General features: G+C 69.8%; 21 protein-coding genes, 1 tRNA gene and 1 pseudogene. 11 read left to right on the top strand and 12 right to left on the bottom strand.

Features of this window, described 5'->3' with window-relative positions; translation table 11 throughout:
• Positions 1-1235: 1235 nt before the first annotated feature.
• The 5 genes from AC5LSR_RS12945 (at position 1236) to AC5LSR_RS12925 (ending at position 7026) form a co-directional block, all read left to right on the top strand.
• Positions 1236-1463: a hypothetical protein gene (locus tag AC5LSR_RS12945; RefSeq protein ID WP_250287126.1), complete on the top strand. Its 228-nt coding sequence runs from the start codon at positions 1236-1238 to the stop codon at positions 1461-1463.
• The gene (locus AC5LSR_RS12940; protein ID WP_250287124.1) at positions 1460-2821 is read left to right on the top strand and encodes a glycosyltransferase family 2 protein; all 1362 of its coding nucleotides are present in this window, start codon (positions 1460-1462) and stop codon (positions 2819-2821) included. Before AC5LSR_RS12945 ends, AC5LSR_RS12940 begins: the two co-directional genes overlap by 4 nt.
• Positions 2818-3633 (top strand): LamG domain-containing protein, encoded by an 816-nt coding sequence (locus AC5LSR_RS12935; protein WP_250287123.1) that lies wholly within the window; start codon positions 2818-2820, stop codon positions 3631-3633. The genes AC5LSR_RS12940 and AC5LSR_RS12935 overlap by 4 nt, the downstream gene beginning before the upstream one ends.
• Positions 3634-3787: 154 nt before the next feature.
• Complete coding sequence (gene wecB, locus AC5LSR_RS12930) at positions 3788-5128, top strand: non-hydrolyzing UDP-N-acetylglucosamine 2-epimerase (protein ID WP_250287121.1); 1341 nt, start codon at positions 3788-3790, stop codon at positions 5126-5128.
• A complete protein-coding gene (locus AC5LSR_RS12925; protein ID WP_493465575.1) occupies positions 5125-7026 on the top strand; it encodes a DUF2334 domain-containing protein in 1902 nt (633 codons plus the stop codon). The genes wecB and AC5LSR_RS12925 overlap by 4 nt, the downstream gene beginning before the upstream one ends.
• Positions 7027-7232: 206 nt before the next feature.
• Here AC5LSR_RS12925 and AC5LSR_RS12920 read toward each other — a convergent pair whose 3' ends face one another.
• Positions 7233-8024, bottom strand: a complete 792-nt coding sequence (locus AC5LSR_RS12920) for an RlpA-like double-psi beta-barrel domain-containing protein (RefSeq protein WP_250280639.1) — start codon at positions 8022-8024, stop codon at positions 7233-7235.
• Between the two features lie 419 nt (positions 8025-8443).
• Between AC5LSR_RS12920 and AC5LSR_RS12915 the strand changes: the two genes are divergently transcribed.
• The gene (locus tag AC5LSR_RS12915) at positions 8444-8743 is read left to right on the top strand and encodes a hypothetical protein (protein ID WP_250280631.1); all 300 of its coding nucleotides are present in this window, start codon (positions 8444-8446) and stop codon (positions 8741-8743) included.
• A 112-nt stretch (positions 8744-8855) separates the two neighbouring features.
• Positions 8856-9953, top strand: a complete 1098-nt coding sequence (locus AC5LSR_RS12910; protein ID WP_250280629.1) for a hypothetical protein — start codon at positions 8856-8858, stop codon at positions 9951-9953.
• Here AC5LSR_RS12910 and AC5LSR_RS12905 read toward each other — a convergent pair.
• On the bottom strand, positions 9950-10090 hold the full coding sequence (locus tag AC5LSR_RS12905) for a hypothetical protein (protein WP_445548200.1): 141 nt from the start codon (positions 10088-10090) through the stop codon (positions 9950-9952). The genes AC5LSR_RS12910 and AC5LSR_RS12905 overlap by 4 nt on opposite strands.
• A 109-nt stretch (positions 10091-10199) precedes the next feature.
• A pseudogene (locus AC5LSR_RS12900) lies at positions 10200-10352 on the bottom strand (CATRA conflict system CASPASE/TPR repeat-associated protein); the annotation flags it as partial.
• Between the two features lie 322 nt (positions 10353-10674).
• On the opposite strand from AC5LSR_RS12900, the gene vapB reads away from it, so the two are divergent.
• Positions 10675-10896 (top strand): type II toxin-antitoxin system VapB family antitoxin, encoded by a 222-nt coding sequence (gene vapB / locus AC5LSR_RS12895; RefSeq protein ID WP_250280625.1) that lies wholly within the window; start codon positions 10675-10677, stop codon positions 10894-10896.
• Entirely contained in the window at positions 10893-11327 is a 435-nt protein-coding gene (locus tag AC5LSR_RS12890; RefSeq protein ID WP_250280623.1) for a PIN domain nuclease, read from the top strand. The genes vapB and AC5LSR_RS12890 overlap by 4 nt, the downstream gene beginning before the upstream one ends.
• A gap of 224 nt (positions 11328-11551) precedes the next feature.
• Here AC5LSR_RS12890 and AC5LSR_RS12885 read toward each other — a convergent pair whose 3' ends face one another.
• From AC5LSR_RS12885 to AC5LSR_RS12855, 7 genes are all read right to left on the bottom strand, one after another.
• Entirely contained in the window at positions 11552-11818 is a 267-nt protein-coding gene (locus tag AC5LSR_RS12885) for a hypothetical protein (RefSeq protein ID WP_493468498.1), read from the bottom strand.
• A gap of 336 nt (positions 11819-12154) precedes the next feature.
• On the bottom strand, positions 12155-12520 hold the full coding sequence (locus AC5LSR_RS12880; RefSeq protein WP_250280619.1) for a helix-turn-helix domain-containing protein: 366 nt from the start codon (positions 12518-12520) through the stop codon (positions 12155-12157).
• 137 nt (positions 12521-12657) lie between these two features.
• On the bottom strand, positions 12658-12888 hold the full coding sequence (locus AC5LSR_RS12875; RefSeq protein WP_250280617.1) for a hypothetical protein: 231 nt from the start codon (positions 12886-12888) through the stop codon (positions 12658-12660).
• A gap of 212 nt (positions 12889-13100) precedes the next feature.
• Positions 13101-13173 (bottom strand) — tRNA-Glu (locus AC5LSR_RS12870).
• A 223-nt stretch (positions 13174-13396) separates the two neighbouring features.
• The gene (locus tag AC5LSR_RS12865; protein WP_250280615.1) at positions 13397-14119 is read right to left on the bottom strand and encodes a hypothetical protein; all 723 of its coding nucleotides are present in this window, start codon (positions 14117-14119) and stop codon (positions 13397-13399) included.
• A gap of 136 nt (positions 14120-14255) precedes the next feature.
• Positions 14256-16100, bottom strand: a complete 1845-nt coding sequence (locus AC5LSR_RS12860; RefSeq protein WP_250289635.1) for a carboxylesterase/lipase family protein — start codon at positions 16098-16100, stop codon at positions 14256-14258.
• A gap of 241 nt (positions 16101-16341) precedes the next feature.
• Positions 16342-16929, bottom strand: a complete 588-nt coding sequence (locus tag AC5LSR_RS12855; RefSeq protein WP_250289637.1) for a hypothetical protein — start codon at positions 16927-16929, stop codon at positions 16342-16344.
• Between the two features lie 509 nt (positions 16930-17438).
• Between AC5LSR_RS12855 and AC5LSR_RS12850 the strand changes: the two genes are divergently transcribed.
• Together AC5LSR_RS12850 and AC5LSR_RS12845 are read left to right on the top strand one after the other, a co-directional pair.
• A complete protein-coding gene (locus AC5LSR_RS12850; RefSeq protein ID WP_250289640.1) occupies positions 17439-18698 on the top strand; it encodes an acyl-CoA dehydrogenase family protein in 1260 nt (419 codons plus the stop codon).
• 11 nt (positions 18699-18709) lie between these two features.
• Positions 18710-19003 (top strand): DUF6158 family protein, encoded by a 294-nt coding sequence (locus AC5LSR_RS12845; RefSeq protein ID WP_493465513.1) that lies wholly within the window; start codon positions 18710-18712, stop codon positions 19001-19003.
• Positions 19004-19036: 33 nt separating this feature from the next.
• On the opposite strand, the gene AC5LSR_RS12840 is transcribed toward AC5LSR_RS12845, so the two are convergent.
• Positions 19037-19843: an ABC transporter permease gene (locus AC5LSR_RS12840; protein WP_250280610.1), complete on the bottom strand. Its 807-nt coding sequence runs from the start codon at positions 19841-19843 to the stop codon at positions 19037-19039.
• A 13-nt stretch (positions 19844-19856) separates the two neighbouring features.
• Positions 19857-20789 (bottom strand): ABC transporter ATP-binding protein, encoded by a 933-nt coding sequence (locus tag AC5LSR_RS12835; protein WP_250280607.1) that lies wholly within the window; start codon positions 20787-20789, stop codon positions 19857-19859.
• Positions 20790-21149 lie beyond the last annotated feature (360 nt).

The following is a 21149-nucleotide window of genomic DNA, read 5'->3' as shown; positions in this document are numbered from 1 at the left end:
TCAGTGCCCGAGGCGGTCCGTGAGCGGATCATAGCCTGCGCCGACCTGGCCCAGCTGGATGTCTGGCTACGCTGCGTGGGCACCGCGACCACCATCGACGACGTCATCCACGACTAGCGATCTTCGGCTGCCGTCGGTACGAAGGTGCGACCGGCGCAGCGCGGGGCTGGTCTGGGAGCCGGCTTCGGGAAAGCCGGTTACCGGGGGCCGGGGAGCTTCCGGCCGGTTCTCCTGGGAGCGGGCCGCGGGCATGGCCGCGGTGGCCGACGCGACGTGCGGTTCGCAGGTCTCCCGGCCGTAGGTCTCCCCGCGCGGCCTGCGGAAGGCGGCTATCCGGTGGAGTGCCGCGAGGAGGCTGCCGACATCAGGCTGTCCGGTTGCTGCCGGCGTGCTCGACATGGCGGCACCGGTCCGACGCGTGTGACACACGGTGGTCCTCTGTTCCGGGTTTTGTCTGGTCATGTTTTCGTTGTCCCGAACGGGAGGCCACTTTTTTCGTAATAACGGTCCTGAGTTCTGTAAATTCGGTTCCGGATAGCGGGCCGGCAGGAGTGCGCGGTGCTTCCGGCCCGCGGCCGGGGCCACCGGAGAGGGCCGCGCGATGTTCGCCGTACGCGGCGATAATCCGGCCGGCCGCCAAAGAGGGGCGCGAGCCGCCGCGCAGTCCTGTCACCCGGTATTGACTACCCAGCGCAACGGGCAATAACACAATTCAATCTTGCTGGGGCCCTGACCCGGCGTGTAAGAATAGAGACCGTACGGACAAGTGGGGGAGGCTGCTCAGGTCCGGTTCACGGAAAACTCAGCGTGCCCGGCCGAAGTCGGTCCCGGGCGTTTCGGTGCCCCGAAGCAGCATGAGGTCCAGGGGAGAATGATCCAAACCAGCAGAAACCAGCTGGTGACGTTGTTCCGTGCGGGGAGCGGAGCAACTGCGCCAGTGGCTTCCACCGGTCCCAGGTGCCGTCCGGCCAACCGGGCAGGACGATGTTCCATCCCCGCAGCCCGTTCCCGCAGCTGACGGTGAATCGGCGTTCCACCATGGTGTGAGCCGCTCCGGCCCGCCGGCCGGAGCCAGGGTAGACACCATTGCCGGCCAGTCATCCCTCGCAATTTCTTTGTGACTGTTAACCGGTTGCTTTTCGCATATTCACCGATTCCAGGCATGCCTTCGACCAGGTCGGTCACGTCGCCTTTTCCACCTGTCCGAGCAAGCCTGATTCAGCGCGGAGGAAACCATGCCCGCCCCTCTCGCCGTGCCCGGGGGCAACGCCCCGCCCAGCGCGGCGGCGGAACTGCTCGACCTGCTTTCCAGCGCACTTACCAGCCTGGTCGGGCTCGCGTTCGGGCTTTATCTGGCCGTCGGGCTGCTGGCCGTTCTGGCGGCCCTCCTGCTACGGGCCCGCCGCGGCCCGCGGCAGTTGCGTACCGGCGCCGCCGGTACCAGGCCGGAGACGGCCGGATGAGCGTGTTCGACATCGACACCGATGGTGTCGACGGCGGGCTCGGGCGGCTGTTCGCCGCCGGAATGATCGTGTTCGGGCTGCTCTACCTGGCCACCATGTTGCTGCTCGCCGCCGTCCACCGGCCGCGGCGGACCGGTGCCGCCCCCGAGGATCTCTTCTTCGTCTTCGTGCTGCCCTGTCTCAACGAGGAAGCGGTCATCGGGGCGAGCCTGGACCGGCTGCTGACCACCGACGCGGCGAACCGGCGGGTGCTCGTCGTCGACGACGGCTCGGACGACCGGACCTCGCGGATCGTCCAGGAGGCCAGCGACGCCCGGGTGTGGCTGCTGCGCCGGGATCCGCCGGACGCCCGGCAGGGCAAGGGGGCCGCGCTGAACGTGGCCGTCGCCCACCTCGCAGCCCACCCCGAGATCAGCGCCCGCGACCCGGACAAGGTGATCATCGTCGTGGTGGACGCGGACGGCCGGCTGGACCCGCACGCGGTCGAGACGGTGGCCCCTTGCTTCACCGACGCCCGCACCGGCGCGGTGCAGATCGGCGTCCGGATCAACAACCGGCGGGACAGCCTGCTCGCCCGGCTCCAGGACATGGAGTTCGTGATCTACACCAGCGTGTTCCAGCGCGGCCGCGGCTGGCTGGACAACGTCGGTCTCGGCGGCAACGGCCAGTTCGTCCGGCTCTCCGCGCTGCGTTCGCTCGGCGAGCGGCCATGGTCGCACAGCCTCACCGAGGATCTCGATCTCGGCGTCCGGCTGCTGCTGGCCGGCTGGCGTAACGAGTTCTGCCCGCGGGCGGACGTCCACCAGCAGGGTGTGATCCGGCCGGTCCGGCTGCTGCGGCAGCGGGCCCGCTGGTTCCAGGGGCATCTGCAGTCCTGGACGCTGCTCCCGCGGGTGGCCCGGCATGCCCGCCCGCGCGCGCTGGCGGACATGCTGTTCCACCTGACCTGCCCGCTGCTGATCCTGCTGGCGTCGCTGCTGACCCTCGCCTTCGCCCTGGGCACGGCGGGGGTGCTGACGGCCTGGCTCACCGGCGGGCCGGCGCCCGAGCCCGCGCACTTCCTCGGTACCTATCTGCTGATCGGTATACCGATCCTGGTCTGTGCGCTGATCTACCGCTCGCGGGAGCGGCTGACCGGCTTCGGGCTGGTCCGCCTGATCGGCTACGCCCACGTCTACATGCTGTACGCGCTGGTCTGGTTCGTTGCGGGCTGGTGGGCGGTCGGGCGGGTGGCCGGCCACCGGACGAACTGGCACAAGACGGCTCGCAGCCCGGAGGCGGTGACGGGGGCCGGGCCGGCGACAGCCCCGGAGGTCCTGATACCGGCTGCCGCGGCCCAGGACGGCCCGGTGCGGTGAACGGCGCGCGCGGGGAGCCGGCCCCCGAGGAGAATCCGTCCCGGGCGGGGCCGGACATCGGCCTGTCCGGCAGCGGCCCGTCCGGCAGCGGCCTGGTGCGGCAACGGCAACGGCAACGGCACCGGCTGACCGCGTTGGCGTTCGCCGGTGTCACCGTGCTCACCGGCCTGTTGGTGTTCACCCTGCGCGGTTCGGAGCACGCGTCCGCGCAGTGGCGGGACGGCACCCGGCACGGCCGCTGGCTGGCGGTCTTCGACGGGTACGGCCGCACCACCGGGCGCGCGACGGCCGGTGACGGGAACGACGAACTGGTCGTCACCCTCGCGCCCCGGGCCGCTGCCGGCTCGGACAGCACCCATGCCGGGCTGGTCGTCAGCACGGAGCACTACCAGGGGGTGCGGTTCAGCACGCGGATCCGGACCCTGCGCCAGCTACGCCAGCCGGAGCCCCGGCCGTGGGAGGTCGGCTGGATTCTCTGGCACTACACCGATCCAGCCCATTTCTACGCCTTCGTCCTCAAACCGAACGGATGGGAACTCAGCAAACAGGACCCGGCCTATCCGGGCGGGCAGCGATTCCTGGCGAGCGGGCCCGCGCCGCGGGGGCGTCTCGGCGACTGGCACAGGATCGAGGTGGCTCACTTCGGCAACATTGTGCAGGTGTCGGTGGACGGGGCGTCAACGGTACGTTTTCAGGACACCGAACACCCTTATCTTTCCGGTGCTGTCGGCCTGTACAGCGAGGACGCCGTTGTGGAGTTCCGCGGGATGCGGGCCCAATCCCTCCTCCGGGCCGCCGGGCCGATTCCCTGAACTGTTAACACAATTTTTCGACTTCTTTTCGAGTGCGACCGATCCCAATGCGAAGTCATTGCGACGTCCAAAATACTGGGACATAGCCGTGTCCGGATCACCGTTTGTCCGGTAATCCCTACCGTCGTTCATCCAGTCACATGGAAGGTCATGCATGACCAGACAGCAGGAAGTCCGCACGGTGCTGCTCGTCTATGGCACCAGGCCGGAGGCCATCAAGATGGCGCCGCTGGTACAGGAGCTGGCACGCACGTACACGGTGCGGCCGGTCATCGCGGTCACCGGTCAGCATCGGTTGATGCTGGACCAGGTCAACCAGCTGTTCGACATCAAACCGGACTTCGATCTGGAGATCCTCCAGCAGCGCCAGTCGCTGGCCGGGATCACCACCCGCTCCCTCAACGGCCTGGAAGCGGTGATCACCGAGGTGCGGCCGGACGCCGTCGTGGTGCAGGGTGACACGACGACGGCGTTCACCGGCGCGCTCGCCGCCTTCTACCTCGGGGTGCCCGTCGTCCACCTGGAGGCGGGGCTGCGTACCGTCAACCCGCTGCTGCCCTTCCCGGAGGAGATCAACCGCCGGCTCACCTCGCAGCTGGCCGTCCTGCACCTGGCGCCGACTCCGGCGAGCCGGGCGAACCTCCTGGCGGAGGGCATCCGGCCGGAATCCGTCTTCGTCACCGGCAACACCGTGATCGACGCGCTGTTGCACGTCGCCGCGGCACCGCCCCCGCCGGACGAGCTGCTCGCCGAGATGCGGGCGCGCACCGACGGCGGCCGGTACCCGTTGCTGCTGGTCACCGCGCATCGGCGGGAGTCCTGGGGGGAGCCGCTGCGCAGGGTCGGCGGAGCGCTGGCCCGGCTCGCGGCGCAGCGGCCCGAGCTGCAGATCATCCTGCCCGCCCACCGCAATCCGGTAGTACGCGAGGCGCTGCTGCCGGCGGTCGGCGGGCTGCCCAACATCCGCGTCGTCGATCCCGTCGACTATGCGGTGTTCGCCCATCTGATGGCCATGGCGACGGTCGTCCTGACCGACAGCGGCGGCGTCCAGGAGGAGGCGCCGAGCCTCGGCCGGCCGGTGCTGGTCATGCGGGACAACACCGAGCGGCCCGAAGGCGTCCAGGCCGGCACCGCCGCGCTGGTCGGGACCGACCCGGACCGGATCGTCGACGCGGTCGCCGAACTGCTCGACGACCCCACCCGCTACGCGGCGATGGCGAACGCGGTGAACCCCTACGGGGACGGGCAGGCAGCCCGGCGCGCCGTCGCCGCGATCGAGCACTACTTCAACGGCGCGCCCGCGCCGGCCGACTTCGTGCCCGGCCTGGACGGCACCGCCCTCAACGGCACCGCCCTCAACGGCACCGCCCTCAACGGCACCGCCCTCAACGGCACCGCCATCCCCGCTCAGCCACTCGTCATCCGGCACCCCGAACCGGCGATCGTGCCCGCCACCGTCCCGGCCGGGAACCCACGAGAGGAGAACCGGACATGAACCTGCACTGGATGCGGCCGCGGCGCCCGGAGGGAGGCGCGGGGCCGCACAGCCCGCAGGGCGGTCACAGCCATCCGGCCGGCCGCCGGGCACGCCGCCGGGTGTTCGCGGTGGCGACGGCCGGGCTGCTCGCCGCCGCCCTCGGCGCGGGCGTTGGCACCGCCAGCGCGGCCGCCCCGGCGGAACCGTCCGCGCGGCCCGCCCCCGCCACTCCCGGCACGGCACAGGTACCGGGTGGAGACGGGCTGAACGCCTTACTACCGGCCCCGCCGCCCCCGCCGGGCACGACACCGCCGCGGCGCGCGCCGCGGCCCACCAAGCCCACGACCGGGCCGCGGACCCCCGCGCCCGACCTCTCCAGGAGCGCCAGCGGCGGCGCCACGGCCCTGAGCGGCGGCGCCACGGTGCTGAGCGGCGGCGCCACGGTGCTGAGCGGCGGCGCCACGGGCACCCTCGTCCTCTACGACACGACCGGCCCATGGGGCTGGCTGGGCGAGCAGTACGCCATCCAGACGGCCAACCTGGTCTCCCGGTTCGGCACCTGGACCGCGCACCCGGTCAGCAGCTACACCGCGGGCGAGCAGAACTCCTACGCGGCCGTGATCTACATCGGCTCGACCTACGACGAGCAGGTGCCGACGGCGTTCCTCACCGACGTGCTGGCGAAGACCCGGCCGGTGATCTGGATCTACGACAACATCTGGCAGCTCACCGCGCAGGACCCGAACTTCACCACGAACTACGGGTGGAACTGGTCAGCCTTCGACACCTCGTCGGTCGGTAAGGTCAGCTACAAGGGGACCGACCTGACCCGCTATGCGGCGAACGGCTCCGGCATCCTGAACTACTCCACGGTGAACCCGGCCGTCGCGACCGTGGTGGCCGAGGCGGTACGCGCCGACGGCAGCCGCTTCCCGTGGGCGGTCCGGTCGAACAACCTCACCTACATCGGTGAGATCCCGTACTCCTACGCCGACGCGACCGACCGCTACCTCGTCCTGGCCGACCTGCTCTTCGACCTGCTCGCGCCGCAGACCACGCAGCGGCACCGGGCACTGGTCCGGATCGAGGACGTCGGCCCGGACGCCGACCCGGACGAGCTGCGGGACATCGCCGACTACCTCCACAATGAGAACATCCCGTTCTCGATCGCCGTCTACCCGCGGTACGTCGACGCGAACGGCACCTACAACAACGGCGTCCCGCAGGACTACACACTGGCGTCCCGGCCGGATGTGGTCAGCGCGCTGCAGTACGCCGTCCAGCGCGGCGGGTCGCTCATCGTCCACGGCTGGACGCACCAGTACTCGAATGTGGCGAACCCGTATTCGGGGGCGAGCGCGGACGACTTCGAGTTCTTCCGGGCGCACATCGACGCGCAGAACAACGTCATCTATGACGGGCCGGTTCCCGGCGACAGCCAGTCCTGGGCCGCCGGCCGGCTGAACAACGCCAAGGCCGGGTTCACCGCCGCCGGGTTCACGGCGCCGAACGTGTTCGAGTTCCCGCACTACGCCGGGTCGGCGGCGGACTACAAGGCGGCGGCGCAGAAGTTCCCGCGGCGCTACGACCGGGGTCTGTACTTCCGCAACCAGCTGGCCGGCGGGGCGATCGACTCCACGAAGTACGCCGGGCAGTTCTTCCCGTATCCGGTGACCGACGTCTACGGCTCGTTCGTGATCCCGGAGAACATCGGCAACATCGAGCCGGAGCCGTTCAACAACCATCCGGCCCGGCTGCCCGCCGACCTGATCGGGGCGGCGCAGAAGAACCTGGTCATCCGGGACGGGTTCGCCAGCTTCTTCTACCACCCGTATCTGGGCCTGGGCTACCTGGAGGACGTCGTCGAAGGCGTGCGCGGCCTCGGCTACACCTTCGTCTCGGCCAACAGCCTCTGAAAACTCTGAAAATCCGCTCCGAACACCTTCCTGAGGATTCCAGCAACCTATTCCGCAACGTCCGCCGAAAAAGCCGATGAAAGACCGCTGAAAAACCGGTGAGCCGGTGGGCGGCCATTCCTGGCCGGGCGGATCCCGTTAGCGGGATCCGCCCGTACCGGTCGACACGGGCCGGCCGGGCGCTGGCCGGCCGGTCCTGGCCGCGGTCAGCCTGTGCCGCGGCCGGTGACGGTGAGCCGGGCGCCGACGCCGGTCAGGTAGCGCGGGCTGGTCCCGCTGAAGTCCGGCCTGTCCTCCTCGCCGATGTAGAGGTCGACGTGGCCGGGGCCGCCGAGCCCGGGGGTGAACTCGTCGCGGACCTCCCACCTCCCCCGGCGCAGCGCGGCGCAGGCGTCCGGGTCGATCCCGGAGCCGTCCTCCTCCCGGCCGCAGTCCTCGACGAGGAAGGCCGTCCCGGGGGGGAGTGTGCCGGCGTCGGCCGCCGCCGTCCGGAACGGAACCAGCGCCCGGCCGGCGCTGTCGGCCGGGATGTCGTCGAGCCAGAAACCGGTGTCGTGCGACCAGTTCAGGAACGACCCCCGTCGCGGCCCGCTGGTGATCCGGCCTGTCCCCTCGTCACGCACCGCCTGGGCGAAGTCCTCCGGGAAGGTGCCCAGGAGATCGTCGCCGAAGGCGCAGTCCCGCCGTGGACAGCCCCGCACGGCCAGCGGTGAGCCCGCGTGGTAGCTCTCCACCGCGGTGTAGTAAACGGTGATCTCCCACCGGCCGGGGGACCGTTCCCCCACCGGCCGGCCCGGTTCCGGGCCGCAGGCGGCCACGCCCGCGACGAGTACCGCGGTAATCCCGGCCAGCCCCGCCGCCCGGTCGCGCGCGGAGCGCCGCCGGGCCGATTTCCGCGCGTTCCCCGGCCGGCCGTCCCCGTTCCGGGAATCCTGTTCCCGGGCGTTCCGGGGAAGCCGGCCGAAAATCCGGGGCGATATTCGCTGGAACTGATCCATGACCGTCACGGTCATCCATCGTCACGTTTTTTCCCGCCCTGGGCAACGTGGGCGCGGTGGGCAAACACACCGGGCCGTGGGGGACCAGGTGAGCCGCCGCGAGACGTCCACCGGCGGGACCGGCCTCGGCCGGCCGGGCAACCGGCCGTTGAGACCTCGGTGAGCAGGGCGGTCAAGAGGGATCACCACTCGCATGCACCAGTCGGGATCTCCGTCGGGATTCGAGCCCGCGCGGTGCCGGGAAGCCGGGCATGGACGCACAGGCTGCTCTGCCCCGGGGAGTTCCTGCCGCATCATGCGATGCGGCAGCGCAGGTTACAGGCGCATGCACGGGAGACAGCCCCAGCCCGGACAGTACTACTTAGGTTAGCCTAACCGGCTCGTTCGGCCCGCACCGGCCCGCACGGCTGGGGAATTTCATGATTGTCCACAAGGAAGTCCGGCTCGACGACGCCGACGGCACCCGGTTCATCCTCTGCCACAGCCCCGACCAGGCCACCCGCGACCAGGCACGGCGCACCGCCGACCTCGACCGGATCGCCGAACGCCGATCCGAGCAAACCTGGTGCACGATCCGCCGCCAGACCGGCCGGATCATGCAGATCATCCTCGCCGGCACGGTCGCCCAGAGCACCACCCTCGCCCCGGCCCAGAAGGCCATCTGCCAGGCAGTTTCCGTCCCACCACCCGCCCGGGCCACCGCCTTCGGCCCCAGCTGATCACCCCGGAACAGCCCTCGCAGGATCGGCCAGGCCCGAGGGCGTGGACACACGCCCCCCATCCGGCCCTACACGCGTTTCCACAGGCCAGCACCATGATCAGAAGATTCGTGTGACCACCAACTGCGGAACTCGGGAAACAGGACAAGAGGAAAACGTGCCGGAGCTCTGGCCCCGCTGCCGCGGACGCACCACCGCGACCACCACTCCTGATTTCCACGGCTTCCCCGGGAAAGCCGGAAAGATCCCGAGAACGTCGGAGCCCTGTTATTCTGAGATAGGAGATGTCTGTTCTATCACCCGAGGCCGACAGGGAAGGGAGCCGCCACAAGTGGACGCGGCACGGGACGCAGTGGAGTCGGTTCTGGAGACGGCATCCGACCATGTTCCGCGGTACGTTCTCTACGGGGCGTACGGAACCAACCTGGCCAGCAACGACAGGGGTGGCATCGACCGCCTCGGCCTCTATCTCGATGCCGCGGGAATACCCAACGGCGAGATAGAGCGTATCGGCGGCATCCGGATGAGCGGGGTGGCGATCTACGCTGCACTTCGATCCCTGCGATGGCAGCCGGTAAACAAGGCGGACTGGGCGAGCGGAGGGGTCTTCGTCGAACCGACTGGCGACGTGAACGATATCACCTACTTCAGCCTTTACCGCATGCCCCTCAAATGGTTTTTAATGATCATGCTCGACGAGTGCCACATCGACCCTCGCAAGTACGAAGAGACCGTCCGGATCCTCATTGACCGATGGCACGTACTCGAACAGGAGAGAAAACTGGATCTCAGTAATCAGCTCTACGGACGCATGCTGCTGTTCCGAGGCCGGACTCCTACTCGACCGGATAAACAGCGAGAAGACATCGTCTGCTTCACAGCCCCTTGGACCCTCCGCGATGTTCACCAGAACTCGGACGTGGCGGAATCAATGCTAAACGAACGTCCTTCGCGATGGTTCTACGATGAGAAACCGTGCGAGCCGTTCTTCAACCCACTGAATTATCGCTATGCCCGCGTGATGACCGAAGGCCTCATGCATCTGGGCATGGACGAGAACACGGCGATCCGGTACGTGGTCGGGATCAGAGGCAACGTCTCCCCCGGCTCCCCAGAGTACATCGCCGGTTCATCCGTGACTATCAAAGAGTACAAGTCGACCATACAATCACTGGCCATCCAGGACTGCGTTCCGACCGTGTCTCCCTAGAGACGACACGGTAGACGGTTAGACCGGCCGCAGACGGTTACACCGGCCGCGGACAGCGCGGCGCACAGATACCGGTTCAGCGCGGTGATACCACCCCGGCCGGAGAGCCACTCGTCCGCGAGGACGAGCACTCGCATCTGCCGGTGCTGCCAGTGCCGTCGGTGCCGTCGGTGGGTTCGTGGCCGGTTGTCGTCCGGTCCGGCCGCGCTGCTGTGCCGCGATCGGCTCCTCGACCTGGGCGGTCGCTGGCCGGTGCCGCTCGGGCGGATGCCGGGGCAGGCCGAGCGTGCTGATCGGATACCACATGCCGAACTGGTCGCCACAGGCGTCCCAGACCCGGCGCAGGTAGTCGTATGCTTCGGCCGCGTGCTCGCCGCCGACCGGGGCGAACACGTGCATCACGAGTTCCGGCGCGACCAGTGGCCCGGCTGGGCCGGGTGTCAGGTTCTCGTCGATGCCGTCCCCCGGATGTCGTCGGCGGAGACGCTCACGTTCCAGACAGTTCTGGCGTTTTCCGGGATGTCAGGCGGGTGGATGGACGGTTATGATCCTCTGGTGACTTTCTGCTCGGGGTAACCGTGGCCCTGAGCTTCCTCACCGGCAACCTCGATGTCGGGGGCCGCCCAGCTGCCCGGAGGTGCAAAGCTGCTCGGCTGCCCGGGTCCGCAGGGCGGCCCGGCCGGTGTCTGATAGCATGGGATATCGCTTGGAGGTGCGGCTGATGTCCGATGTGCTCATCCGTGACGTGCCCGATGACGTGCTGGCAGCCGTCGAGGCGCATGCCGCTCGGCTCGGTCTGTCCCGCAACGAGTATCTCCGCCGACAGCTTGCCCAGGATGCGGCACGCTCGGCCACCCCGGTGACCCTCGACGACCTGCGCTGGTTCAGCACCACCTTCCGCGATCTCGCCGACCCGGAGGTTATGCGGCAGGCCTGGGCGTGACCGCCACAGCCGAGACGACGCAGCGCTGGCTCGTCGACAAATCCGCTCTCGTCCGGCTGAGCGAGAGTCCCGACGCCGACCTGTGGCTGTCCCGCATCCAGCAGGGCCTGCTCCGGATCACGACGGTCACGATCCTGGAGGTCGGCTTCTCCGCACGATCCGTTCAGGATCTCCGCGTCCGGCTGCGCCGGCCGCCGGTCTCGGCGATGCCCGTCGAGAACACCACGCCCCGTATCGAGTCCAGGGCTGTCGAGGTCCAGGAGCTGCTCGCCGGCACCGGGCACCACCGCGCACCATCCGTCCCCGACCTACTCATCGCCGCCACGGCCGAACTCGCCGGGCTTGTGGTGCTCCATGTCGACAAGGACTTCGAGCTGATCGCCGCGGTCACCGGGCAGCCCGCCGAGAGGCTCCGTCTCGGCACCGGGTAGCTCGGTGAGCCCAGGTCTGCCCCATCTTCTCCGGGCGATGAAGGCCGTTGACGCCGAGGTCGATCATCACCATGGGCCCGGACGACCCTGTGCGATCATCTTCGCCAGCCTCGTCACCCTCGCCTGGACCGTTCCTCCTCGTGGCTTCAACTGTCGACATGCTCCGGACAGGCTCGGAAGCAGAGAGTCCGCCGCTCTAGCGTTGCGTGATTCCGCTTCTTTTATCAGCCGTTGTTGGCGACCAAATTCTTGATGCCCTTGATACGGGCGAAGTTTGGAAATGTGAAATCGGACTGGTGATCCGACCGGTCGCCATTTTGTTGATCAGGGAGGTGCGGGTCCGCCTCAAGCGCAGGATTGACCCCGTGACCGGATTCGGTCGAGGTGTCGGGCGCGGCCCCGTTCAGCCGGTTCTGGGCTATCCAGGCCAGAACATCGTGGATCGCTCGTGCCTGCACGAGGCCGAGACGCTTGCTCTGCTCACCGTCCAAGCAATGGATCTCAAAGACCATGGTGGGCGGCTCGCGACGGCCGCCGCCTCGCCGGCTGCTCGGCGTCGAAGACGCGCCCACCGACTGATCGTCGTGGCCTGATCCCATGCGCGCACGCTATGTGCGTGCGTGGCGGGAGTCCGCCAGGGCGCCCGACCGCATCCATGGTCTTCCGAGTGTCCCTCGGGGCATCGATGGTTCCCGGGACTTCGGAGTCCGCAGGTTCCACAACCCTCAGTCCGCCGGGCCCGGGAGCCAGAAGACCGGCCCCGGTGCTCGAAATGGGCGCCCAAGCCTCGAATGCGACCGCCAGGCGGCCGACGACCCGCTGTCCGGTTATGCAAGTTTGGCGAGGTTGAGGGTGGTTTCGTGGCCGTCGGCGAAACGGACGATCATGTAGGCAGTGCCGCCGATGGCCGCCAGGTAGGCGTTGAGCGTCGACAACAGAAGGTCGTGCGGCTGTTCCATGCGGCTGATGGCTGCCTGGGTGACACCCATGCGGCGAGCAAGCTCGACCTGGGTGAGGGTGGCAGCCTGGCGGAGCGCGGCCAAGCCCATCGCGTAGGTACGGTCGGCTTCGGCCATGCCTGCACGGACCTGGGCGACCTCGTCGGCGATATCGGGCCGTTGGGCGAGCTGACGGATGCGGTCGTTGCCGCGGAGGAACGTGACGCCGCCCTCGGTCGTGTCGTTGTCGGTCATGGGGTGCCTCCTTGCTGGCGCAGCCAGGCGTCGACGAGGGCTTCACCGCGGGTGGCGGCACTGGCGTAGAACACGTCGCCGATCGTCTTCTTGTCGAACCCGATCAACGCGACCACGACGTGGTCGTCGGCGGGGAATCAGCAGATGATCCGGACCGCGACGTCCGGGTCGAAGGGGTGGGCGACGCGCCAGAGTTCGTGGCGGCGGGCTTGCCGTACCCGTTTGAAGGTCGGGGACTCCTCGAGGGGGCTGGCCGGGAGCTCAGTGAGCGCCTGTAGGAGCGCGACAGCGACGGTGAGGACGCGGCCTCCCTGTTCTTCCGCGCGGGTCAGCCAGCGGTCGAACTCGTCGGTCCAGCCGACGATCACCTCCCCGAGGATGAGCCCCGGTTAATACAACGTCAACCTCATAGCCGGCCGCGAGCCGCGACGCAGCCGACGAACGATGCACCGAACCTCAGCGGAACCGGCGGGACCGTTGCACCAACGACCGCAGGCCGGCGGCCCGAGCGAGCCACAGTGGGTCAGCAACAGCCACGCCGGCCACCACGATGCTGCCACTCACCGCACGACACGGAGCGTGCCCCCAACGGGATTCGAACCCGTGCTACCGCCTTGAAAGGGCGATGTCCTAGGCCGCTAGACGATGGGGGCGGGCAGCAGCGATCGGGCTGGCTCACAGCTCGGACGCGGCGACGTCTGCCGTCGGTACGGCAAGCTGAGCATAGGGGACGGCGGGCGGTGACGACAAACCGCCTTCCGCCCGTGGCTCGCCGGGCCGGCGCGAAGCGGGCGGGAGCGGGTCGGGATGGTCCGGCTGTCCGGCTGTCCGGCTGTCCGCGGCGGAGGGGCGGCCCCGCGTCCCGCTCCGGTGAGGTCAGGTGGCCGGGAGCGCGGGCCGTGGGTCCGTCCAGCGGTACCGGGTGCGGAAGAACGCCCGGACCGGGCGTCCGCCGATGGCCAGGTTGTGCCTGACCGGCACCGGGCCGCTCGGGTCCGCGACGTCGAAGGACAGCGTCACGGTGTCGGCCCGCTCCAGCGGTGTGTTCGGGTCGTAGACCCGTAGCGTGACCGCGGTCTGTCGCTGCTCGTAGGCGTACGCGAGCACCTGGTGGTTGTGGCCGAGCTGGAAGGGGCTGTAGGAGCGCACCGTGATGATGCCGAGCGGGGACAGTGTGCCGCGGTCGATGTCGAGGCGTACCTGTGGCCACTCGTCCACAACGGTGATCCGCCCGGCGCCGCGCAGCGTCAGCGATGACCGGGTGGTGTCCGCGTCCCGGGTGGACATGAGCCGGTAGTAGCGGGCGACGCCACGCGGGATGTCGAAGCTGTCGAACAGCCGGCGGACGAGGTAGCGGTACAGCGGCGAGTCGGGTGGTGGCACCTCCTTGGACGTGGGCGGTGGCAGCCTCGCCTCGAAAAGATCGCGAGTGGCGTAGGCCATCCCTCCGCACAGCCCGCGGCTGGCGTCCCCGACCGGCACCCGGCCGACACCCGGGACTCTGATCTTCAGGACGGGCTGCCTGGGGAAGTCGTTGGTGAAGGGAAGGGCCTGGCCGCTCGGCAGGAAGCCGTCCACGGCGGCGTGGGCGTCGACCATTGATGTCTCCTTCTGCCTTCGCCTGGGAGCGGTATGTCCGTCCAGGGTCCCATCCGGACGGGATGGGCAGAAGCCGCCGGCAGCCGGCAGCCGGCAGCCGGAAACCGGAAATCGGCAGCCGGCAGCCGGCAGCCGGTCACCGCTGCCAGGTTGCGCAGTGATGGTCGTCGGCGAGGGTGCTGATCGGACGGATGTCACCGGGCCTGATCGACAGCGTCTGCGCCCGCTCGGTGGTGTGGACCGGCCAGACGGGCGGCGCCGGGGTGGGGAGCGTCCGGCCGGCCGCGCCCACGCCGTCCCTGCGGTTCGGCGCCCCGGCCGGCGGTGTGTTCGGGTCGCCGGTGGCCGCGAACCTCGTCCAGTACTGGATCATCGTGTCGGACAGTTCCCGGTGGGCCGAGCCAGGCCACTGCTGGTCGGCGTCCGGGATCAGGTAGCCGAGTTCCCATCCGTGCGAGGCACCGGGGAGCGTGCCCGGAACGGACGGTGCGCTGTCGGGCAGGTCGAACTCGTAGGAGAAGACCGGCACGCCGGCCCGCGTCAGCATGGACGCCGAGGCCACGCTCGGGCAGGTGAACAGCGCGTCGGTGATGACACGGGCGAGCCGTTCGGCCGGCGGCGCCGAGCCCGGCGGATAGTCCCTGCGGACGGCGCCGATCCTGTCGTGGAAATGCTGGTCGAGGACCGCGTTCACCTGCTGGTCGGTCAACCGGCCGGCCCGGCCGCTCCAGGGCCTGGTGAAAATGCGGCCCTCGTCCCGCACCGTCCCGATGATGACCGGCACTTTCGCGAAGGCGCCGGTGGCGATGGCCGTGGACGGTGGCACCGGCAGCGTCCGCCCGCCTGTCACGGGCGCCCACGGGAACGGGCTGAGGATGTCGGCCTGCTGGTCGGCCGCGGCGAGCACGTCCCGGGCGGGTAGCGCACGCATGCAGTCCGCCGCCCGGACGGGGTCGGTGCAGCCGAGCCTGCGCGCGGTGTCGGTCCCGGTCCGCTCGGCGTCCCGCACTGTCAGGAACGGCCATGAGCACGGGCCGCTCTGCACGATCGCGCGATGGAACAGGCCGGCCGCGGGCGGGGAGGCGAGCAGCGCGCAGGTACCGATCGCCCCGGCCGACTCGCCGAAGACCGTCACGTTGCCGGGGTCGCCGTGGAACGCGGCGATGTTGTCACGAACCCAGCGCAGCGCGGCCGTGATGTCCTGGACCGCGTATGTCCCGGAGTCGCCCGGCCGCGCCTGCCCGCTGCCAGGCTGCCCGTTCCCGGGCTGTCCGCTGCCGGGCTGTCCGTTCCCGGGCTGTCCGTTCTCGGACCGGCTGTTCCCGGGCTGCCCGTCCTCGGCGTCGAGCGCGGGCAGCGCAAGATATCCCAGAATTCCCAGGCGGTATTCGACCGAGACGACGACCACCCGGCCTGTCGCGGCGAGCAGGCTTCCGTCGTATTCGTTCGCGGAGCCGCCGACAAAACCACCGCCGTGGATCCAGAACATCACCGGTAGCCGGCCACCGCCCGCCCGGTCACGGCCCGCCCCGCCGCTCGTCTCGCCGCCCGTGTCACCGTTCGGGCCGGGGCCGCCGAGCTGGCCGCCGTCCGCGCCGCTGTCGCCGCCCACGGCGGGAACGTGAACGTTGACGAAAAGACAGTCCTCGTCGGACTGTTCGCCCAGGCCGCCGTTGTCCGGGCTGCCCTGAAGGCAGGGATGCGCTTTCTTCGTGGCATTCCGGATACCTGTCCAGGGCGCGACGGGCTGGGGTGAGCGCCACCGTCGGTCACCGACCGGCGGTGCCGCATATGGAATTCCATAGAAGGACGTGCCCAGGGCGGTGCGCGCGCCGCGGACCGTACCGCCGGTCACGGGCACGACTGTGGGGCTGGTTCTCGTTGAACCGCCACCGGCCTGTTCACGGTCGTCATGGGCCGGGTTGGCCGAGCATGACGTGACCGTAAGGAAGAGGGCGACGACGAGGAGCAGCGACATCATGCCCGACGCCGTACTCCGGATATGGACCGGCTCCATGGCTGCCCCCCCGGTCTCATGGTCCATATCCTCGCCGGGCTCGGGTTCCCGACGGTTCATGCCGGTGGTCGGTGTGATGCTTCACCGGCGCGCTGCTTCCGTATCCATTCCTTGCCGATTCTCATGATGACGGCAGCCGGCCGTCCGCCGCGCGGACGGGTTCCCGCCGGCACCGGCACGGTGATCGTCCACAGCGATCGTAGGCTCAGCGGCCGGAGCCGACGAGGTCCTCCGTTCCGCTCGCTCTGCGGGTCGCCGCGACGTGCCCCCGCAGGCCGGCGGCCAGGCGGATGCTCAGGACGCCCGCCGGTGGCAGCTGTGGCGTCTTCATGGATGCCGGGATGGGGACGGCGTCATCGCTACCGTGGCGGTTGCCCGCCAGCGGTGCTCTGGAGGACGGTTCGGGAGCAGGGGTGGTGGTCGTCCTTCCGGCGCTCGGGGACGGGCCGGCCCGGCTGATCGGCAGGGAGGGCCGTGTGATCGGGCACGAGGCCGCCCTGGTCGCGAACCCGACGCGCGGCACCATCTCCGGGCCGGGGAGCGCGTCGGGGTGGCAGCGGGTGTCCGCGAGGAGCGCGCCTCCGATGTTGCTGTTACTTACGGTGATAATCGGGTCGAGCTGTCGGGTGGCTCCCGCGGGATCCGCGTCCCTGAACAGGGTCGCGACCGGCCCGGCCGCCGCGACGGTCATCGCGAGGATCAGCGCCCGCAGGGCCAGCGTGCCGTTGTTGCGCTCTTCCGGGCGGGCGCGGAAGAATGGCCGGAACGCCCAGCTCGGCGCATGTCGTGCCATACGTCTCGACACGTGTCGCACCGTGCGATGGCCGGACGTAGTGTGCTTACGGTATTGCTTACCGTGTATGCCGCGATTTCTGCCGCGGCTGCCGCCGTGAGGGCGGCCCACGGCCATGGCGGCATCGCACGACATCGTGCGGCACCTCCACATCACGCGCATCCTGGTCCGTCGCCATGGCGCCGGCCGACACATCCGACACATCCGACACATCCGATATGAGTGGCAGGCTAGCGTGTTCTGGTGCCATACGTAGTGTTGTCGCCACGTGTTGGGTAAGTGTGGATGTTATGTGACCGACAGTAAAGGACGCCGGGGTGGGTCACGTTTGGCATCCGCGGGATGCGGACACAAATCCATCACCCTTCGAGGTGTCAGAGATACCAGTAGTAATGCAACTGGCAGTGGCGGGACGTGCGGCGGCGCCGGGCAGCCGTCCGCGCACGCACACGGCATCACACGGCATCACACGGCATTCACGCGGCATCACATGGCATGAGGTGATCCTGATGACAACGAGTGTCACGACGGCCGGCCCGTTCGACATCCCGCTCGACGTCCCACCAGGCGCGGATCCGGACCGGGCGCTGCCCGCGGACCTGTCGGATCCGACCCGGGCCGGTGCGGCGCTCGGTGCGCTCGTCGCGTCCGGCCGGCTCGATCCTCCACCGCCCGCCGCGGGCTCCACCGCCGCCCGCTGGCGCGTCCTTGCCGATCTTGCTGTCAGCGACGGCACACTGGCGCGGCTGGCGGCCGGGCACGCCGGCGCGGCCGCGCTCCTGAACGAGCTGGGCGGGCCGGTGCCACAGCGTGACCAGCGGTGGGGGGTGTGGGACGTCGACACCCCGGTGAGCCCGCTGGTCGCCCACCGGGGCCCGGACGGCTGGACGCTGCACGGCGCCAGGCCGGCCTGCTCGGGGGCGCGGGTGCTCACCCATGCCCTGGTGGCAGCCGAGATCACCACCGCCGAGGAGGGGGAGACACACCAGCTGTTCGCCGTGCGGCTGGACGACCGCGGCATCGCGGTGGCGGCCGGTGGGCGGGCGTCCCGGACAATGGCCGCCGGCGCGGACACCGCGACGGTGCTCTTCGACGGGGCGCCGGCCGTGGCGGTGGGCGGGCCGGTCGGGACGTCCGGGACGTCCGGCCGCTTCGGCGTGGCCGCCGCGGCCTACTCGGAGCGGCCCGTGTTCTGGCACGCCGCGGCAGGGGTCGCGGCCTGCTGGTTCGGCGGCGCGATCGGGGTGGCCCGCCCGCTGTTCGCCGCCGGCCGACTCGACCGAGCCGGCCGCGAAGGCCGTTACGATCATGAAGGCTGGGCCGGCCGTACCGCCGGCCACCACGGATCTGTCAGCCGGTACGGGCCCACCGGTGGCCCCGCTCCCGCCGGCCATCACTGGTTCGCCGACCGGCGGGGGCGGCCGCTGGACGCGCGTGCGCTGGCCCACCTGGGCCGGGTGGACGCGCTGCTGATGGCCGGGCGCTGCGTCCTGGAGACGGCCGCACGGGAGATCGACGCCGACCCCGACGATGCCGGCGGCTCGGCGCGGCGGCGCGCCCTGCAGGTGCGGGCCGCGATCGAGACATGCGCGACGGAGGTGATCGACCTGGTGGGGCGCGCGCTCGGCCCGGGGCCGCTGTGCTCCGACCGCGGCTATGCTCGGCGCGTCGCCGACCTTGGTTTCCACCTGCGGCACAGCCACGTCGATCATGATCTCGAGGTGCTCGCGAACGTCGTCCTGGACGATCTCGACCCGTTCTGGTGGTGACTGACGGTGAGGTGGCTACAGCGGGTCAGGTGGGTATCGAGGACGGTATGAAGCGTCGTCCTGAAGGCATCCCGCCCGGCGATCTCTCCGATGAGGATCTTGTCCGTGAAGTGGAACACCTGCACGCGACCCGGCACGAGACGTTCCTGCACGGCACCGGGGACGCGTTCGACACGCACACGTCACGGATGCTCAGCCTGGAGTACGAATACCGGCGCCGGTTCGCCGCGGTGCTCACACCGGACCCGCTACGGACCCGTGCCGGCAGCCGCCGGGCCGCTGCCGTGGGCCGTGGCGGCTCGTGACGGCCGGCCCGTGACGGCTCGTGACGTGCCCGGTCAGCTCGTGATGTCCCGGGCCGCGAACACGATCCTGGCCAGGATGATCGTTGCCAGGCCGTAGCCGCCCTCGAGCAGCAGCCCGTGTTGGATGCTGGACCAGGGGACCGGCGCGCGGAACAGGTCGACGAACGCCATCCAGTAGTGCGTGGGCAGGTAGGGCTGAATGACCTCGGCGGACGGGATCTGGTCGAGCACACCCGCGGTGACCAGGATGCCGAGCGCACCGAGCGTGGCCGCGAGCGGCGTGGACGTGATCGTCGACAGGAACAGCCCGAAGCCGGCGATCCCGAGCATGGAAGCGGCCACGAACAGCGCCGACAGTCCGATCCGGATCGTCGCGTCCGGCAGGGAGAAGGGCGGCCCCCCACCGGACAGCGGCTGGATGGGAGCGAGCCCGAACAGCGCCCAGCCGACCGTGAACGCGGTCGAGGTCACCGCGCTCACCGCGATCAGCAGATAGGCGATGATCGAGATCATCTTGGCGGCCAGCAGCCGTCCCCGTCCGACCGGACGTATGACCAGATAACGCAGAGTGCCGGCGCTCGCCTCGCCCGCGATCGCGTCCCCCGCCAGCAGAAGCACCGCCACCGGCAGGAACAGCGGCAGGACGAGCGCGAGGGCCGCGACCGGGAACCATGTGCCGTTGCGGACGACCTCGGCCAGGAACGCCGGGCCTATCGGCTTCGAACCGGTTCCGCTGATCTTCAGGAAGAAGGCGACGATGACCGGCAGCGCCGCGAGCATCAACACCGACAGCCACGTCCGCCGCCGCAGCAACAGCAGGCGCAGCTCGACCCGGATCATCGTCCGCCCCGGATCACTGCTCGTCCTCGGCCGGCTCCCAGCCGCCGCCCCCGTCACTACCGGTCAGCTCGAGGAAGACGTCCTCGAGCGTCCGGCGTTCCACCACCAGTTCGTGCACGCGCACGCCGGCCGAGACCAGCGCGGCGTTGAGCGCCATGGGATTCAGCGTCCGCGCGATCAGGGAGTGCCCCTCCCGGCCCTCCAGGACGCGCTCGAGCAGGTGCGCGGCAAGATCGGAATCCGGGGTGCGCAGGGTCACCCGGCCGGTCGGGCCACACAGCGCGTTGAGCGAGTCATGGGCGACCAGACGGCCGTCACAGATGATCGCTGTTTCGGTGCAGAGCATCTCGACCTCCGCGAGCAGGTGCGAGGACAGGAAGACGGTCGTTCCCGCGGCGTTCAGCTCGAGCAGCAGGTCGCGGATCTCCCGGATGCTCTGCGGATCGAGCCCGTTCGTCGGCTCGTCCAGGATGAGCAGTTTGGGATGCCGCAGCAGTGCCGCGGCCAGGGCGAGCCGCTGCTTCATTCCCAGCGAGAACCTGCCGATGGGCCGGTCGTCGACGTCACCGAGCCCGACCCGTTCCAGCGTGTCCTCGATCCGCTTGCGGCGCGAGCGCCGGGCGCCGCCACGCCCGGCCGAGTCGAGAGCGGCCAGTTCGACCCGGGCGGGCAGGAAGGTGTGGAACGCGGGAGCCTCCACGAGCGCGCCGACCTTGGGCAGCACCTGCCGGGCGTGACGGGGCATGCTCCGGCCGAGCAACTGGACACTGCCGGCGCTCGGACGCACCAGCCCCAGCAGCATCCGGACGGTCGTGGACTTGCCCGAGCCGTTGGGGCCGAGGAATCCGAACCGGTCGCCCGTCGCCACCTGTAGGTCGAGGCAGTCGACCACGGTCCGGCCCCGGTAGCGTTTGGTCAGCCCATCCGCATGGATAGCGAACGTCATACCGCCTCCCGCCCGTCGCCGGCGACAGCAGGTACAGCGACAGCAGGCACAACGACAGCAGGCACAACGGCAGCAGGCACAACGGCAGCAGGCGCAGCGGAGGCGGGCATGGGACGGTTACGCGCCAGGACAGGCGGGGCAGCCGAGCCAGGCCCCACCGGCGTCCGGGGGAGCCGTCCCGGCCCGTCGGAACAGGATGATCGCAAGGTAGGCACTGTAGTACTAGTAAACCGGGTGGCTATTACGGGCCATCGACAGCCGGGGGCAGATCGGCCCTGAGGCGCCCGTCCGCGTCGGGACCCGCCACGGCAGGTACGATCAGGCTCGGCGGGCCGTTAGCTCAACTGGCAGAGCAGCAGA

This window comes from Protofrankia sp. CiP1_Cm_nod4 (genome assembly GCF_982290645.1).
Note: the sequence above shows the minus strand (reverse complement) of the source record. Positions and strands in the feature narration are given on the sequence as shown.